Raw genomic sequence first — 15459 nt, 5'->3', positions numbered from 1 at the left:
GAAATTCGTAGCCTGCTACGAATTTCCGCTCACGACCCGTAGGCCTCCAGATGCGCCACCTGCTCGGGATCGAGTGACGGTTTCACCGTCGCCCGAGCAGCGGCGACATCGGCGGCGGTGACGTCGGCCGCATCCATCGACCGACGCATCGCTGTCAACGCGGCCTCGCGCAGCAACGCTGCGCAGTCGGCCGCGGAATAACCGTCGAGGTCGCGGGCCAGCGACTCGAGGTCGACGTCCGAGGCGAGCGGAATGGACTTGCCCGACGCCTTCAGGATGGCCACGCGGGCATCGGAATCCGGCGGCGGCACGAAGACCAAGCGCTCGAGTCGGCCCGGCCGAAGCAGCGCGGGATCGATCAGATCGGGCCGGTTGGTTGCGCCGAGTACGACGACATCGCGCAACGGTTCGACGCCGTCGAGTTCGGTCAGCAGCGCCGCGACGACCCGATCGCCGACGCCGGAATCCGAACTTTGCCCGCGCCGGGGCACAAGAGCGTCCACCTCGTCCAGGAAGATCAGCGAGGGAGCGGAATCGCGGGCGCGTTGAAAGAGTTCTCGGACAGCCTTTTCCGAGGATCCGACCCACTTGTCCATCAACTCCGCGCCCTTGACCGAGTGCACGCTGAGCTGCCCGGAGCTGGCGAGCGCCCGCACGAGGAACGTCTTGCCGCAGCCGGGCGGGCCGTAGAGCAGGACTCCTCGCGGCGGCTCGATTCCCAAGCGCGCGAACGAGTCCGGATGCCGCAGCGGCCACAGTACTGCCTCGGTGAGTGCCTGCTTGGTCTCGACCATGTCGCCGACGTCGTCGAGGGTGAGGCTGCCGATGGCCAGCTCCTCGCTGCCCGATCGTGACAGTGGGCGGATCACCTGGAGTGCGCCCACCAGATCGTCCTGCGTCAACGAGGCCGTGGCGGAATCGTTCGACGCGCGAGCCGCCGCTCGCAGCGCCGCCTCCCGGGTCAGTGCAGCCAGATCGGCGACCACGAAACCCGGTGTTCGTGAGGCTATCTCGCCGAGATCCACATCGCCCTGCGGTACCTTTCGCAGCAGATGCTCCAGCAATCCCTTGCGGCCTGCCGCGTCGGGCAGGGTGAGGGTGAGTTCTCGATCGCACAGGTCCTGACCGCGCAGTCGTGGATCGGTGCCCTCCGGGTGGGCCGTCGTCGCGATCAGAGCCAGACCGGGAGTGTCGACGGCCCGGCGCAGAACGTCGAGGACGAACGTGGACGCCGGTTCGGGATCGGAGGGCAGCAATGCGTCGACGTCGGTGATGAGCAGCACCCCGGATCCCGACAGTTCGTCCACGGCCGCGGTGACCCGCTCCACGCGAGCCGACGCCTCGAGCGCGCCGATCGACGGCCCGTCCAGCACGACACAGGCGCGATCGCCGACGACCGCACGCGCCAACGTGGCCTTGCCCACCCCGCCGGGTCCGGTGATCAGCACCCCCAGGTGCGGTGACGCGCCGAGTGTCGCCAGCAATTCGGACTCGTCCAGCGCCAGCCGCAGCCATTCGGTGAGTTTCGACTGCTGAACGCTCACTCCCACCAGATCTGCCACGCCGACTCGCGGGGCCGCGGTCCTCGGGGTGGCCGCATGTGATGACGATGCGGGCGCAGCGGTGACGGTGCCCGAGCCCCATCCGACCGCCGAATTCGGCTGCACACTGACCGGGCCACCCGACGGGTCGACGGCCGAGACCGTCAACAGCTCGGTGGTCCACGCCACTCCGAACGTCCTCGACAGCGCCTGCGTCGCCGACGTGCTGGAGGTGCCGGGCCCCAGATCGCGGGGGAGGAGTGAGACCGTGTCGCCCACCGTCAGCACCTTGCCGAGCAACGCTTGCCGCAGGGTGGCGTCGGAGATGGAACCGGTGGCGAGTGCGGAACCTGTCACCGTGACGGTCCTGGCTCCGTAGACGGTGGCGGGTCCGACTGCGACAGAGGCGTTTTCGCGCAGCCCGGTATTGGAGAGCGTGACGTCGTCCAGGAGCGCGGTGCCCTGCGGTGATCCCTCGGGTGCCGCGGCAACGACGGCGGCCGTGCGGCGAGAACCGATGAGCGACACCGCATCCCACTCCCGAAGGCCCAGTGCGGCGAGCACCTCCGGGTGTAGTCGCACGACGCCGCGTCGGGCATCTGCCGCGGACGTGTTGAGGCGGGCGGTGAGAACGAGCTCAGGCGTCGTCGAGCGAGATTCGGTCACCACAGCCACACTAATGGTTCGGCTGCGGGTGGATCAGCTACGAGGCCGACGCAGTCCCAGACGTGCCTGCGACCGGCGCGCGTTGCCCGGCGCTCGGCGGATGGCCCGACGCTCGGCCCGACGTTCGGCCGGCTTGGCATCCCAGGTGTACGGGCGCGCGGCCGTCCAGCGCTGCGAGCGCACCGCGAACGGAATGTGCACCAGGTAGGCCAGCACCAACCCCATCAGCAGAATCAGCGGGAAGGTGATAAGCGCTGCGGCGAGCAGAGCGACCAGAACCAACAGCCCCGCGGCCAGCCGCGGAGGTACCGAGACGGTTTTGAGCGCCAACGTGGGGATGCGGCTGACGATCAGACCAGCGGTGATGATCGCCCAGCCGGCGACGACGTAGAACGACGCCCACCAACCGTCGCCGAACTGCTCGAAGCCCGCGATCGGAGCCATGGCGATGAGCGCTCCCGCGGGGGCGGGAACTCCGGTGAAGTACTCGCGGGCGTATGCGGGGGTGTCGTCCTCGTCGAGCAGGGTGTTGAAGCGCGCGAGCCGGAGCACGATGCTGACGGCGTAGACCAGCGCCACGATCCAGCCGCCGCTGCTGCCCTCGAGCAGCGTCACGTAGAGCACCAGTGCCGGTGCCACACCGAACGAGATGGCGTCGGACAGCGAGTCCAGTTCGGCACCGATCTTGCTGGTGGCGTCGAGCAATCGAGCGATGCGACCGTCCAACGCGTCGAGGATCGCGGCGGCACCGATCATGGCGAGCGCGGTGCCGAGCTGGCCGTCGAGGGCGAACTTGACCGCGGACAGGCCGGAGCACAGCGCGAGAATCGTGACGACGGACGGAAGCAGACGAATGGCAGCAGGCGGCTTGGCGCGTCTGGTGATCATGTCGGTTTCTACTGCGGAAGCTCGGCGAGGACCGTCTCGGCACCGACCGCGCGTTGACCGCGTTCGACCAGCAGCGTCGTGCCCGCAGGGAAGTAGGTGTCGACGCGGGATCCGAATCGGATCAGCCCGTAGGTGTCGCCGATCGACAGTGTGTCGCCGACCTTCGCGTTGTTGATGATGCGTCGCGCGATGAGACCGGCAATCTGTACGACGGCGACGTTCTGGCCGGAGTCGGTCCTGATGTGCATGCTGTTGCGCTCGTTGACCTCACTGGCCTCGGCCAGGTCCGCGGACTTGAACTGGCCGCGGCGGTGTACGACCTCCACGACCCGACCGGCGACGGGCACACGCTGCACGTGCACATCGAGGACGGAGAGGAAGATGCTCACGCGCGGGACCGGCTGCGAGCCGAGATCGAGCTCGGCAGGCGGGACGGCGGAATCGACGAGCGTGACGAGGCCGTCGGCGGGAGCGACGACGACGCCGGGGCGATTCGGCGGCACTCGGGACGGGTGGCGGAAAAACGTGGCGCAGGCACCGGCGGCGACGAGACCGGCGTTGCGGACCCACTTGGAGCGGCGGCCGAGAACTGCGACGGCAAGCGGGCCACCGACGAACGGCAGGCCTGCGGGGTGAAGCGGTGGAACCGTTTCGCGAACCAAGTCGACGATGTGAGCCACTCCGGTGCGGGGCGGTTGACCAATCGGGGCGGGACGGCGTGCCACGGTCTCCTCTAACTTTTCGTCGGACAGGGGCTGGCAGTTCGTGGTGCTGGAGCGAGGTGCAGACGCACGACTGCCGAGGCCCTCACAGCGTACGTGAGGTGCCCCGGCAGTCAGGAACTGCAAGTGCGATCAGACGCGGCTGCGACCCGTGACGAGCTTGACCAGGAACAGCAGGATGCAAGCGCCGAGCAGGCAGGTGATGAAGCTGAAGATGATTCCGCCACCCTCGACGTCGAGGAAGGTGCTGAGCAGGAATCCGCCCAGTAGGCCACCGATGATGCCGACGACGATGTTCAGGATGATGCCCATCTGAGCATCCGTCTTCATGATCTTGCTACCGATCCAACCGGCCAGTCCGCCGATGATGATCCAGCCTACAAATCCGAGTCCCAACATAGGGTGCCCCCACTTTCCGTTCGTGTCTATTGCTTGTCGAAACGACGGATGCCCGTGGGAAACGAACCTGAAACATTCCTGAGAAAAGTTATTTCTCGCTCGACTTTTCGCTCTCGGTCTTGATGCGACGCAGAGTCTTGTTCATGCCTTCGAGGAGCTCGACGTCGAACTCGTCGATACCACCGAGGATGCGCTGCACCAGAAACGACGACACTGCCGATGTGCCCGTCGGAGCTTCCCGCTTTTCGACGACAGTCGTTCCGGTCGCGGTGGGAGTGAGGGTGTAGGACCAGATCGTCTTGTTCTCGACGACGCGGAAGGCGAGTTCACGATTGGGCTCGAAGGTGACGACCTTCGAGGTGGTCGGCCAGACGAGCAATCCCTTGCGGTTGACGTTGAGCGTTGTGGTGCCCTTGCCGACCGGGCCTCCGAAGACCTTCATCTTCTTGCACTGCGGGCTCCACTCGCCCATGCGCTGCAGGTCGGAAACGATCGACCACACGGTCTCGGGGCTCGCTGCGATGTCGATCGTGGCTTCGAGAGTCTTGCTCAACGTGGGCCTCCGTGTATGTGTGACTGAACGTTACGACAAATCGGTCACAGCATATGTGTGTGCGAGCTCATAGCGAAACAGGGGCGACGAGGATGTAAGAGAAGTTTGACATCGGAGCCGAGTGGGGGTGGGATATGTCAAAGAACTTGTACACACTCGGGAGGTTGTCATGAGGGTCGCACTGCCACGAGTTCCCGCCGCAGTTCTCGGAATTGCGCTCGCCGCCGTTGTCGGAGTCGTTGCCGCATCGGTGCGAGACGACGGCGGGTGGCAGGTAGGTCTGGTGTTCGCGGCGGCAGCGGCCCCGGCTCTCGTCGGAGCGATGTGGACGCTCGTTCCGCAACGATCGCCGAAGATGCCGGAGAATCCGGAGGATTCCGTCGAGTTCCAGTGGTTGCAGCAGGCGTCGTCCGCTGCCTTCTTCGATCTGCTGATCGCACTCGGCGTCGCGGCGGCGGCCTCGGCGATACTCGACACGGAGTTGGTTCCGGTCGTCGCATTTGTGGCACTGGCCATGGCCGACGTTGCCGTGCGATACCTGGTCCTCTCGCGCACGCAGCGGTGACGTCCAACGATGTGCACCGGCTGCGCACTGCTGCCGGTTTGTCTCAACAGCAGTGCGCCGACGCGGTAGGGGTCAGTCGGCAGACGATCATCTCGATCGAGAAGGGTCACTTCGATCCGCGGCTGTCTCTCGCGTTCCGTCTGGCCCGGCTGTTCGAGGTCAGCGTCGACGAGTTGTTCGACCCGCGCTGATCGAGCAGCCGAACCGCGTTCTACATCCGAGCGCGGCGAGCCAGTACGAAGGCATAGAGGCCGTAGAGCGCGATGCCCACTCCCGCGAGGATCAGCAGTACCCGACCGTAGGGCTGCGAGCCGAGCGTCTTGAGGGCACCGTCGATGCCGGTGGCCTTCGACGGATCGGACTGCAGCACTGCCACCACGACGAGGAGTCCGGCTCCGACGAGGGCAGTGCCCTTGGCTGCGTATCCGGCGATACCGAGCTTGACCACGGCTCCGCTCTGGTGGCCTTCGAGGTCGTCGAGGAAGTTCTTCGATACGCCCTTGTAGACGTGGTACCCACCCACTCCGATGACGACCAGCGCGACGGCTATGAGCACGAGCTTGCCGCCGCCGGATTCCATCAGCCGCGCAGACCAGCCGGCGTTCTGCTGTCCGCTGGACTTGCCCGAGCCGGTTGCGAAGCCGTAGGTCGAGAAGGCGAACGCGAGGTAGACGACGGCCAACGCCGCTGCCTTGAGGCGGTCCAGCACGCTTCCGGCGTCAGCGTCGGACTTCTTGCCGACGATCGCCTCGAGAATTCGCCACAGAGCCAAGGCCAGAAATGCGACCACCGCGACCCACAGGGCGATTCTGCCGCCGGGCTGGTCGCCCAGTTCGGCCAGCGCACCGGACTGATCCGCGTTTCCCGATTGGCCGAACGCCAACCGAACGGCGATGTAGCCGATGAGGATGTGCAGTACTCCGCTGACGAAGTGGCCGGCTCGCGCCGCTTTCTCGAAGGCACCGTTGTCCTGTACGGAATCGGCCACCGACTTACCCGACGTGTTCACTATCGTTCCCCGATCAGTTGACGTGGGCGTCTGCTTACCCGCTCCGAGGCGAGAGAAACGGTGTCGAGCGGCGAAACGCCGCACGAGATCCCACGGCGGCGTTAACACCGGGCGGACACTGATCGATGTAGCAAGCGGAGTGTCGGGACCAACGAAGAAATTGTTCGGAGTGATCCACCGTGAAATTACAGTCGATTATGCGTCGTACCAGCAGCGATCTACCCCTGTTGAAGACCGCCAGGATGAGCGGCAGTCCGCGTACCTGGCCGGCCGAGAAGCTCGAGCGGCTACTCACCCCGCAGGAACTCGATCTGATCAGGCGCGGCCGAATCTGACCCTGCTGTTTCCAGGCCTGCTTGCCTCCCATTCGGGGCAACGCGGTGGCATGCTCATGAAGTCGATGAGCATCAGCCCTGGAGGGTCATGAAACCGGTCATTCTCAGCGTCGACGACGATCCAGGAGTATCGAGATCCGTCGCCCGCGACCTGCGCCGCCGGTACGGCGAGCAGTACCGCATCGTGCGCGCCGAATCCGGTGCCGGGGCGCTCGACGCCCTGAAGGAACTCGCGCTTCGGGGCACCCCGGTCGCCATTCTTCTGGCCGACTATCGCATGCCGCACATGAGCGGCATGGAGTTTCTCGAGCAGGCCATGGACATCTTCCCCACGGCCCGTCGCATCCTCCTCACCGCATACGCGGACACCGACGCTGCGATCGACGCGATCAATGTCATCGATCTCGACTACTACCTGCTCAAGCCGTGGGATCCGCCCGAGGAAAAGCTCTACCCCGTGCTCGACGCCCAACTCGAGGCATGGTGTGCCTACGACCACCGGGCCGTCGAGGACACCAAGATCATCGGCCATCGTTGGTCTGCGCGGTCGTCGGAAATTCGCGAGTTCCTGGCCCGTAATCGGCTGCCGTACCGCTGGTACATGTCCGACGAATCCGAGGGAGCCCGGCTGCTGGCCGCCGCAGGTGTGGACGAGGGTCGCTTGCCGGTGGTCATCACCACCGAGGGCGATGCGTTGATCGAACCGTCCGACGCAGAGCTGGGCACTCGGCTCGGATTGACCGTGTCACCGTCGGAGGAGTTCTACGATCTGGTCGTCATCGGCGGCGGACCGGCAGGGCTCGGGGCCGCGCTCTACGGTGCGTCGGAGGGTCTGCGGACGACGTTGATCGAGCGGACCGCCACCGGTGGCCAGGCCGGTCAGAGTTCGCGAATCGAGAATTACCTGGGCTTTCCCGACGGGGTGTCGGGAGCGCAGCTCGCCGAGCGGGCGCGGCGGCAGGCGTTGAAGTTCGGTGCCGAGGTGGTCACCACCCAGGACGTCGTCGGCCTCGAAACCACCGGTGCTGCGCGAACCGTACGATTCGCCGACGGCCGCAGCATCAGCGCCCAGACGATCATCCTGTCCACCGGGGTCGCCTATCGTCGGCTGGAGGCACCCGGCATCGACGACTTCACCGGCCGAGGCGTGTTCTACGGATCGGCGATGACCGAGGCGGCGCGGTGTGCCGAGCAGGACGTCTACATCGTGGGCGGCGCGAACTCGGCTGGTCAGGCGGCGGTGTATCTCTCGCGCGGGGCCAAGTCGGTCACCATCCTGATCCGGGCCGAGTCCCTCGAAGCGTCGATGTCGTACTACCTCATCAAGCAGATCGAAGAGAACCCGAAGATCAGCGTTCGGCCCCGCACCGAGGTCGTCGGTGTGTCGGGTGACGGTCACCTCGAGTCGATCACGCTGCGCGACAGGGCAACCGACGAGACCTCGACGGTCGACGCGCAGTACCTGTTCCTGTTCATCGGTGCGGCGCCGCGCACCGAGTGGCTCGACGGGGTGCTCGTTCGGGACGAGCACGGATTCGTGGTCACCGGGCCCGATCTCGTCGTCGACGGGCGAGCGCCCGCAGGCTGGACGTCGGCCCGTCTTCCGCATCACCTCGAAACGAGTGTGCCCGGTGTGTTCGCCGCCGGTGACGTACGGTCCGACTCGGCCAAACGCGTCGCGTCGGCAGTGGGAGAGGGAGCGATGGCCGTGATGTTGGTGCACAGATATCTGGCGAACCCATGAGCACGCCTGCATGTGATCCGGAGGAGTTGCGGACGCTGTTCCTGTTCGAGCAGCTCACCGACCCGCAGTTGGCGGAGCTGTGTCGGGACGGGCGCATCGAGACGATCGAGCCCGGGCCGGTGTACGCGGAGGGCGAACCGGCGACGTGCTTCTACGTTCTGATGGACGGAGCCGTGGTGCTCTCGAAGCTCTCGGGCGGGGAGGACCTGGTGGTCAATCGGACGTCGCAGCGCGGGGTGTACGCCGGTGCGTGGCAGGCGTATCTGGGCGATCGAGTGCCGCAGACGTACCAGGGTTCGATGCGGGTCACCGAGCCCTCCCGGTTCTTCGTGCTCGACGCCGAATGCTTCGCGTCGATCGTGCGGGAGTGGTTCCCGATGGCGCTGCATCTGCTCGAGGGTTTGTTCTTCGGAAATCAGAACACCAAGCAGATCGTGGAACAACGAGAACGACTGTTGGCGTTGGGTTCTCTGTCCGCCGGTTTGACGCACGAGCTGAACAATCCGGCCGCCGCTGCGGTACGGGCAACGTCCGCGTTGCGTGATCGGGTGGCGCACATGCGGCAGAAGTTGGCGATGATCGCCGGCGGCACCCTCGATCGCGCGAGCATGGCGCATCTGGTCGGGTTGCAGAACGAGGCGGTGGAACTGGTGGCCAAGGCTCCGAAGCTGACGGCGATGGAGGCGTCGGACCGCGAGGACGAACTCGGAGAGTGGTTCGAGGACAAAGGAATCGGAGAGGCCTGGGATCTGGCTCCGACGTTCGTCTCGGCCGGCCTCGATGTGCCGTGGCTCGATCGGGTCTCGGCGACGGTCGATGATCCGACGATGCTGGAGGGTGCCATTCGGTGGCTCAACTACACCGTCGAAACCGAATTGCTGATGAACGAGATCGCGGATTCGACCACTCGTATTTCGACGCTGGTCGGTGCCGCGAAGCAGTATTCGCAGATGGATCGTGCGCCGTATCGCACCGTGGACGTGCACGAGCTGCTCGACAGCACTCTGATCATGTTGGGCCGCAAGATCGGTGACGACATCCGTGTGGTGAAGGATTACGACCCTTCGGTGCCGCCCATCCCGGCCTACGCCGCCGAACTCAATCAGGTGTGGACCAACCTGATCGACAATGCCGTGCAGGCGATGGCGGCGACTCCCGAGGAGAAAGGGGTGCTGACAGTTCGGACATCGTTGGACGAGGATCAGGTCCAGATCGAGATCTGCGATACCGGACCCGGTGTGCCCCAGGAGATTCGATCGCGCATCTTCGAGCCGTTCTTCACCACCAAGCCGGTCGGCGAAGGGACGGGCCTCGGCCTGGACATCTCGTGGCGGATCGTGGTGAAGAAGCATCAGGGTGATCTGCGTGTGGTGTCCGAACCGGGGGATACACGTTTCATCGTGCGACTGCCCAAGGACCCGGCAACAGAGGAGGCATCATGACCATCGAAGGCATCGACCCGCAGGTCCCACCGTCGGGCCCGGGGTGTGTGGAATGCACACAGGCACAGGGGTGGTGGGTGCATCTGAGGCGGTGCGCGCAGTGCGGACACATCGGATGTTGTGATTCCTCGCCGTCCCAGCACGCCAGCAAACACGCCGAGTCCACCCGGCACCAGTTCGTGCGAAGCTACGAGCCCGGTGAGGACTGGTTCTACAACTACGCCGACGAGCAGATGTACGACGGGCCGGAACTGGCTCCACCGCAACACCGTCCGCTCGATCAGTCGGTTCCCGGTCCGCGTGAGCGGGTGCCCGCGAATTGGCAGAGTCTGATCAATTGAACGAGAACCTGACTCGACCCACCGAGGCATCGGCCGCGGATTTCCTGGCTGCCGTGCAGCATCCGGTTCGGCGGGCGGATGGGCTCGCGCTCGCGGCGATGATGGGTCGCGTGACCGGGCAGCCGGCGGTGATGTGGGGTCCGACGATGGTGGGGTTCGGGACCTACCGGTACACCACGGGCAGTGGTCGGCGGGGCGAGTATTTCGTCGTCGGGTTCTCGCCGCGCAAGGCGAGTCTGTCGGTGTACGGGGCCACGTCCGCCCCGGAGTCGGAGTCCTTGCTCGAACAACTGGGAAAGCACAAGCGAGGAGCAGGTTGCCTGTACGTGAACACACTCGCCGATGTGGACATAGCGATTCTCGAACAATTGGTGGCTCACAACTACCGGTACATACTGGGTAACCTCGCGTCATGACCTTGATCGCGGTGGACCTCGTCACCGAGCAGAAGGACAAGGTGTGGGGCTTGTTCCCGACCACGACGTGGCCTGCTCGCGACACCTCGCACGAGAAGGCCCTGCGAGATGCCGTGCGCGGCGCGCTGGTCGACGGTAGGACGCCGTCGCCGCATTCGGCTGCGTTGATCTCGCTGATCTCGGCGGTGGACCTGACGCACAAGGTGATCGTGGACGCGGACAAGAAGTTGCTGAAACAGAGGGCGAAGCAGATCGCCGAGGGCGAGTGGGCAGGCGCGGCTGTGCGCAAGGCCGTCTCGGATGTGAACGCTGCGGTGATGGCCGCGGTGATGGTGCCCGTCATCGTGTCGACCACGAGTAGCTGAAGGCCGGAATATGAAAAGAAGCGTTGCAATTCTCTTGTTCGACGACGTCGAGGTGCTCGACGCGTGCGGTCCGTTCGAGGTGTTCTCGGTTGCCAATCGAGTGGCCGAACGTGCGGGGAGCGCAACACCTTTCGAGGTGACACTCGTCGGGATCGATGATCGAGCTGTCGCCGCGAGGGGCGGGATGAGGATCGGCGTCGACACCACGATCGACGATCCGAGGGGATACGACGTCGTCGTGGTTCCTGGCGGAGTGGTCGACGCGGTGTCGACGGACGACCGGGTGCTGCAGTGGTTGCAGCGACTTCGGCCCGGTGCCGAGTTGGTGGCGTCGGTATGCACCGGTGCGTTCGTGCTGGCGGCTGCGGGACTGCTCGACGAGCGGCCGGTCACCACACACTGGGAAGATCTGGAACTGCTGCGGAAGAACTGGCCTGCGCTGGTGGTGCACGAGGGTGTTCGGTACACCGACCACGGCGATCTGGCGACGTCCGCCGGGATCAGCGCCGGTCTGGATCTTGCCCTGCATCTGGTCGCACGGTGGACGGGCGCGGACCACGCTCTCGCCACCGCGGGCCAGATGGACTACGACTGGTCAGGCGCTGAGCACCCGTAGCACCAGCGCGACGACGGCGAAGACGGCCAGCCCTGCGGCCGGAGCGAAGTCCTTGTCCTTGATCCGCACGTGGGCGACGACTGCTCCGACGAAGTAGAGAACGACACCGACGGCGGCTGCGACGCCGATGGGCCAGAGGTAGAGACCCACCAGGAGACCGACGGCACCGAGTAGTTCCGCATATGCGAGCCAGGGAATCCTGTTTGCCGGCACGCCGACCTGCTCGAGCATGGGGACGACGGAGGGATTCTTCGTCAGTTTCCCGATGGCGGAGAACGTGAGTGCGACGGCGAGCACGACCGAGACGACGGCGGTTGCGATGAACATGAGCCCTGCTTTCATTTCTGAGGCCACTAGCAATTCAGAAGCAGCAAGGCGGACTGTAGCACCCTCGGTAAGGTGGAGCCATGGCAGTCAACGGAGAGCCTCACCCACCGCGTGCCTGCGACGGAGCGCTGGCCAAAGCCTTCGGCTTTCTCGGCAAGAGGTGGAACGGAATTCTTCTTGCGACGCTGATGAACGGACCGATGGGGTTCTCCGACCTGCGCCGTGCCGTCGGTGGCATCAGTGACTCGGTGCTGTCGGAACGTCTGGGAGAACTCGGGAAAGCAGGCCTGGTGGCGCGCACCGTCGGCGACGGGCCGCCGATCTCGGTGGAGTACAGCCTGACGCCGGCCGGTGAGGCGCTGCTGCCGTCACTGCGCGCGCTCACGGAATGGGCTTCGAACAACCTCTGACCCCCGCGAGAGATTCGCGAGGGCCAGAAGTGGTCGAGTCGGATCAGCTGGAGTGGTTGTTCTGGTTGTGTCCTTCGGCGGAGTCCGCGAACTCCTGAGTGTCGAAGACCTCGCCGCCCAAGGGATCGACCGGAGCATTGTCGCCGGAGTACTCCACTGCGCCCGTCTCCGGATGAATCTCGAGTTGCTCGGTGGGCACCTCGTGCACCGCGAGTACGACACTTCCGTCGGTGAGCGGGGGTGTAAGCCCCGACTTGGACGGTGTCAGACCGGAGAACGTCGACGAAATCCCGGCGGTTGCTCGCTTGCGCTCAGCCTGGGGCGTCGGTGCCTCGGGCTGGTCCTCCGTGACGTCCGGCGTCGCGGTCACTCGTAGATAACGCGGGGTCGTAGCGACGTCGTAGCGGAACGCCTTGAGCATCGACACACACGCCAGCACCAGCACGATCGAGAACGGCACCGCTGTCGCGATCGACATCGTCTGCAACGCAGTCAGAGAACTGGTTCCACCGACCAGGAGCAAGACGGCTGCCGCCACGCCCTGAAGAACGGCCCAGTAGACGCGCGTGATCTTCGGGGTTTCCAGCTCGCCGCCGGTTGCGAGGATGTCGATCACCAGCGATCCTGAGTCCGAGGACGTCACGAAGAAGAACACGATCACCGCGATGGCGATGACGCTGGTGAGGACGGCGATGGGCAGGCCATCGAGTACCTGGAACAGGCTGGTGTTGTTGTTCACCGCTCCTTCGGCGTCGAGCAGATCGCCGTCGTTGCGCTGACGCAGGATGCCGGTGTCGCCGAAGATGGTGAACCACAGCGATCCCACGATGGTCGGTGCCAGCAGCACGCCGAAGACGAATTCACGGATGGTGCGTCCACGCGAGATGCGTGCGATGAACATGCCGACGAACGGTGCCCAGCTCATCCACCAACCCCAGTAGAAGATGGTCCACCCGCCGGCCCATCCGTCGTCGGAGAAGGGGGAGGTGCGCAGGGACAGCTCGGGCAGGGCTTGAACGTAGCCGCCGAGGTTCTGAACCCAGGACTGCATCAGGAACAGCGTCGGACCGAGGAGCAGCACGAACAGCGCGAGCGAGGCCGCCAGTCCCATGTTGATGTTCGAGAGCCACTTGAGTCCCTTGGACACGCCACTGACCACGGAGAAGGTGGCGATGCCGGTGATCACTGCGATGAGCACGATCACGAACAGGTTGGTGGTCTCGACCCAGCCCAGGAACTCGAGACCCGCGGAGATCTGTTGGACGCCGAATCCGAGTGAGGTCGCAACACCGAACAGGGTGCCCACGATCGCGACGGTGTCGATGGTGTGACCGATCGGGCCCTCGATGCGCTTGCGGCCGAGCAACGGTTCGAGCAGCCAGCGGACGGTCAGCGGGCGCCCCTTGCGGTACGTCATGTACGCCATGCCGAGGCCGACTACGACGTAGATCGCCCAGGCGTGCAGGCCCCAATGGAACAGCGTGAGCTCCATGGCCTGACGCGCAGCCGGGTCGGTGCTGCCGGGGAGGCCACCGGCCTCGGGGGGCGTCACGTAGTGCGAGAGCGGCTCGGCAACACCGTAGAACACCAGGCCGATGCCCATGCCCGCGGAGAACAGCATGGCGAACCACGAGAGGACGCCGAACTCGGGCTTCTCGTCGTCGCGGCCGAGGCGGATGTTGCCGACTCGGCTCAATCCGCAGTACAGGGCGAACAGCACGAAACCGGTCGCGGCGAGGATGTACCACCAGCCGACGCCTGCCGTGATGGCCTTGTTGAGCTTGTCGAACGAATCTGCCGCCGTGCTCGCGTAGATTACGGAGAAGGCGATCATGACGAAGATGATGATCGATGCTGGGATGAAGACCGGCTTGAGCAGGCCTCCCCAGGCTTCCTTTATTGCTTTCACTTACTTGACTTCCTTACAACTCGAGTCACCGCAATCGGCTGACCACTATCGGTTTGCCGTTCTTCTTCTCTTGTTTCGGTCAAGTACCGGCTATCACCATAAACGACATCGGCGCTGGTGGCGAAACTCGTGAGGGCTGCCGAACTGGGAAACAGGCATGCGTGCGGTTTCCGTCGAGTCGCCCCGAGCAGCCGAACGGACTACAGTTCTGCCGATGCTGCGGACGTGTCCGGTTGTATCACCCCTTGCATTTCGCGGCGTGAACAATGCTGTGCAGCAGGTCATTCGGTGACCAGTCGATTGCAGTCGGGTTCGGAGTTCGCGGGTTTTCGGATTCAGCGACGTCTCGGGGTCGGCGGTATGAGCGAGGTGTACCTGGTTCTCGGGCGCGGCCACGATCGGCTAGAGGCTCTCAAGATTCTGGACCGGCACGCGTCGCGATCCCCGAGGCTGCGCAACAAGTTTCGGATGGAAGCGGCCGTCGCCGCACGGCTGGTGCACCCGAACATCGTGTCGGTGCACGAACATGGTGAGTTCGAGCACCGGCTGTGGATGTCCATGCACTACGTGGACGGCTACAGCGCCGCGCGGCTCGTTGCCCGCGGACAGATCGCACTCGACGTCTCCCGGGTGGCGCGCATCGTCGCCGAGGTGGCCAAGGGACTCGACTACGCCCACTCGCAGGGCGTCGTGCATCGGGACGTCAAGCCGGCGAACACTCTCATCTCCACCGAGCGATTCGACGGCTACGAGCAGGTGTTGTTGTCCGACTGGGGAATTGCACGCCTGCTGGGTGATTCGACTCCGCTCGCTGCGGGTGGGACGGTGATGGCATCCATCCCGTATGCGGCACCGGAGCTGCTCCGTGGGGGAGTGCCGAGTGCGCAGACCGACGTCTACGGACTGGGGGCGACGCTGGTCGAACTGGCGACCGGCCGGACGCCGTATCCACTGGCCACGCCGTTTGCCATCACTGCTGCACATCTCACTTCCGAGCCGCCGTCGGTGACGCGTCGTCGACGCTCGTTGCCGCGGGGGCTCGACGCGGTGGTCGCGAGGGCGTTGGCGAAGGATCCGTCGGATCGCTTCCGAACCTGCGCCGAGCTCAGCGACGCGGTGGCGGCGGCAGTGACAGCCGGAGTTCCGGAACCGCCGCCGCGACGGTCGCCGTTCACTCGCTCTCGTTGGCTGAAATCCACGTGACAGGGCCC

General features: G+C 65.2%; 19 protein-coding genes. 11 read left to right on the top strand and 8 right to left on the bottom strand.

The genetic code is table 11. From position 1 onward, the window contains the following. Positions 1 to 29: 29 nt before the first annotated feature. From MTX34_RS04510 to MTX34_RS04490, 5 genes are all read right to left on the bottom strand, one after another. The gene (locus MTX34_RS04510; protein ID WP_243608592.1) at positions 30 to 2207 is read right to left on the bottom strand and encodes an AAA family ATPase; all 2178 of its coding nucleotides are present in this window, start codon (positions 2205 to 2207) and stop codon (positions 30 to 32) included. Positions 2208 to 2240: 33 nt separating this feature from the next. Further along, a complete protein-coding gene (gene pssA / locus MTX34_RS04505; protein ID WP_149406575.1) occupies positions 2241 to 3095 on the bottom strand; it encodes a CDP-diacylglycerol--serine O-phosphatidyltransferase in 855 nt (284 codons plus the stop codon). 8 nt (positions 3096 to 3103) lie between these two features. Beyond that, positions 3104 to 3820: a phosphatidylserine decarboxylase gene (locus MTX34_RS04500; protein ID WP_243594496.1), complete on the bottom strand. Its 717-nt coding sequence runs from the start codon at positions 3818 to 3820 to the stop codon at positions 3104 to 3106. Between the two features lie 129 nt (positions 3821 to 3949). Then, positions 3950 to 4216, bottom strand: a complete 267-nt coding sequence (locus MTX34_RS04495) for a GlsB/YeaQ/YmgE family stress response membrane protein (protein ID WP_094613941.1) — start codon at positions 4214 to 4216, stop codon at positions 3950 to 3952. A gap of 88 nt (positions 4217 to 4304) precedes the next feature. Further along, positions 4305 to 4769, bottom strand: a complete 465-nt coding sequence (locus MTX34_RS04490; protein WP_243594495.1) for an SRPBCC family protein — start codon at positions 4767 to 4769, stop codon at positions 4305 to 4307. Between the two features lie 169 nt (positions 4770 to 4938). Between MTX34_RS04490 and MTX34_RS04485 the strand changes: the two genes are divergently transcribed. Continuing rightward, positions 4939 to 5334 carry a hypothetical protein gene (locus tag MTX34_RS04485; RefSeq protein ID WP_243594494.1) on the top strand — a complete coding sequence of 132 codons (396 nt, stop codon included), beginning with the start codon at positions 4939 to 4941 and terminating at the stop codon, positions 5332 to 5334. Continuing rightward, the gene (locus tag MTX34_RS04480; RefSeq protein WP_243594493.1) at positions 5331 to 5525 is read left to right on the top strand and encodes a helix-turn-helix transcriptional regulator; all 195 of its coding nucleotides are present in this window, start codon (positions 5331 to 5333) and stop codon (positions 5523 to 5525) included. The genes MTX34_RS04485 and MTX34_RS04480 overlap by 4 nt, the downstream gene beginning before the upstream one ends. A gap of 20 nt (positions 5526 to 5545) precedes the next feature. Here MTX34_RS04480 and MTX34_RS04475 read toward each other — a convergent pair whose 3' ends face one another. Further along, on the bottom strand, positions 5546 to 6322 hold the full coding sequence (locus MTX34_RS04475; RefSeq protein WP_243594492.1) for a DUF1206 domain-containing protein: 777 nt from the start codon (positions 6320 to 6322) through the stop codon (positions 5546 to 5548). A gap of 218 nt (positions 6323 to 6540) precedes the next feature. Between MTX34_RS04475 and MTX34_RS04470 the strand changes: the two genes are divergently transcribed. The 7 genes from MTX34_RS04470 to MTX34_RS04440 all read left to right on the top strand — a co-directional run bounded on the left by MTX34_RS04470 (position 6541) and on the right by MTX34_RS04440 (position 11602). Further along, positions 6541 to 6678, top strand: a complete 138-nt coding sequence (locus tag MTX34_RS04470; RefSeq protein WP_176460417.1) for a hypothetical protein — start codon at positions 6541 to 6543, stop codon at positions 6676 to 6678. A gap of 88 nt (positions 6679 to 6766) precedes the next feature. Continuing rightward, a complete protein-coding gene (locus MTX34_RS04465; RefSeq protein WP_243608591.1) occupies positions 6767 to 8422 on the top strand; it encodes an FAD-dependent oxidoreductase in 1656 nt (551 codons plus the stop codon). Then, complete coding sequence (locus MTX34_RS25655; protein ID WP_279392849.1) at positions 8419 to 9864, top strand: ATP-binding protein; 1446 nt, start codon at positions 8419 to 8421, stop codon at positions 9862 to 9864. Before MTX34_RS04465 ends, MTX34_RS25655 begins: the two co-directional genes overlap by 4 nt. Further along, positions 9861 to 10205, top strand: coding sequence for a UBP-type zinc finger domain-containing protein (locus tag MTX34_RS04455; protein ID WP_243594490.1), 345 nt, complete (start codon positions 9861 to 9863; stop codon positions 10203 to 10205). Before MTX34_RS25655 ends, MTX34_RS04455 begins: the two co-directional genes overlap by 4 nt. After that, complete coding sequence (locus MTX34_RS04450) at positions 10202 to 10621, top strand: DUF1801 domain-containing protein (protein WP_243594489.1); 420 nt, start codon at positions 10202 to 10204, stop codon at positions 10619 to 10621. The genes MTX34_RS04455 and MTX34_RS04450 overlap by 4 nt, the downstream gene beginning before the upstream one ends. Then, complete coding sequence (locus tag MTX34_RS04445) at positions 10618 to 10986, top strand: GPP34 family phosphoprotein (protein ID WP_243594488.1); 369 nt, start codon at positions 10618 to 10620, stop codon at positions 10984 to 10986. The genes MTX34_RS04450 and MTX34_RS04445 overlap by 4 nt, the downstream gene beginning before the upstream one ends. 10 nt (positions 10987 to 10996) lie before the next feature. Further along, entirely contained in the window at positions 10997 to 11602 is a 606-nt protein-coding gene (locus MTX34_RS04440) for a DJ-1/PfpI family protein (protein WP_243594487.1), read from the top strand. On the opposite strand, the gene MTX34_RS04435 is transcribed toward MTX34_RS04440, so the two are convergent. Then, the gene (locus MTX34_RS04435; RefSeq protein ID WP_243594486.1) at positions 11582 to 11929 is read right to left on the bottom strand and encodes a DoxX family protein; all 348 of its coding nucleotides are present in this window, start codon (positions 11927 to 11929) and stop codon (positions 11582 to 11584) included. The genes MTX34_RS04440 and MTX34_RS04435 overlap by 21 nt on opposite strands. Positions 11930 to 12009: 80 nt before the next feature. On the opposite strand from MTX34_RS04435, the gene MTX34_RS04430 reads away from it, so the two are divergent. Beyond that, positions 12010 to 12339 carry a helix-turn-helix domain-containing protein gene (locus MTX34_RS04430; RefSeq protein ID WP_243594485.1) on the top strand — a complete coding sequence of 110 codons (330 nt, stop codon included), beginning with the start codon at positions 12010 to 12012 and terminating at the stop codon, positions 12337 to 12339. A gap of 43 nt (positions 12340 to 12382) precedes the next feature. Here the strand turns inward: MTX34_RS04430 and MTX34_RS04425 are convergent, their stop codons facing one another. Continuing rightward, on the bottom strand, positions 12383 to 14248 hold the full coding sequence (locus tag MTX34_RS04425; protein WP_243594484.1) for a BCCT family transporter: 1866 nt from the start codon (positions 14246 to 14248) through the stop codon (positions 12383 to 12385). 288 nt (positions 14249 to 14536) lie between these two features. Here MTX34_RS04425 and MTX34_RS04420 point away from each other — a divergent pair, with 288 nt between their 5' ends. Next, positions 14537 to 15451 carry a serine/threonine-protein kinase gene (locus tag MTX34_RS04420; RefSeq protein ID WP_243608590.1) on the top strand — a complete coding sequence of 305 codons (915 nt, stop codon included), beginning with the start codon at positions 14537 to 14539 and terminating at the stop codon, positions 15449 to 15451. The last annotated feature ends 8 nt before the right edge of the window (positions 15452 to 15459 follow it).

It is taken from the genome of Rhodococcus sp. ARC_M5 (genome assembly GCF_022810405.1).
GTDB classification, from domain to species: domain Bacteria; phylum Actinomycetota; class Actinomycetes; order Mycobacteriales; family Mycobacteriaceae; genus Rhodococcoides; species Rhodococcoides navarretei.
The sequence above is the reverse complement of the archived record's forward strand: the minus strand, read 5'-3'. Positions and strand labels throughout refer to the sequence as shown.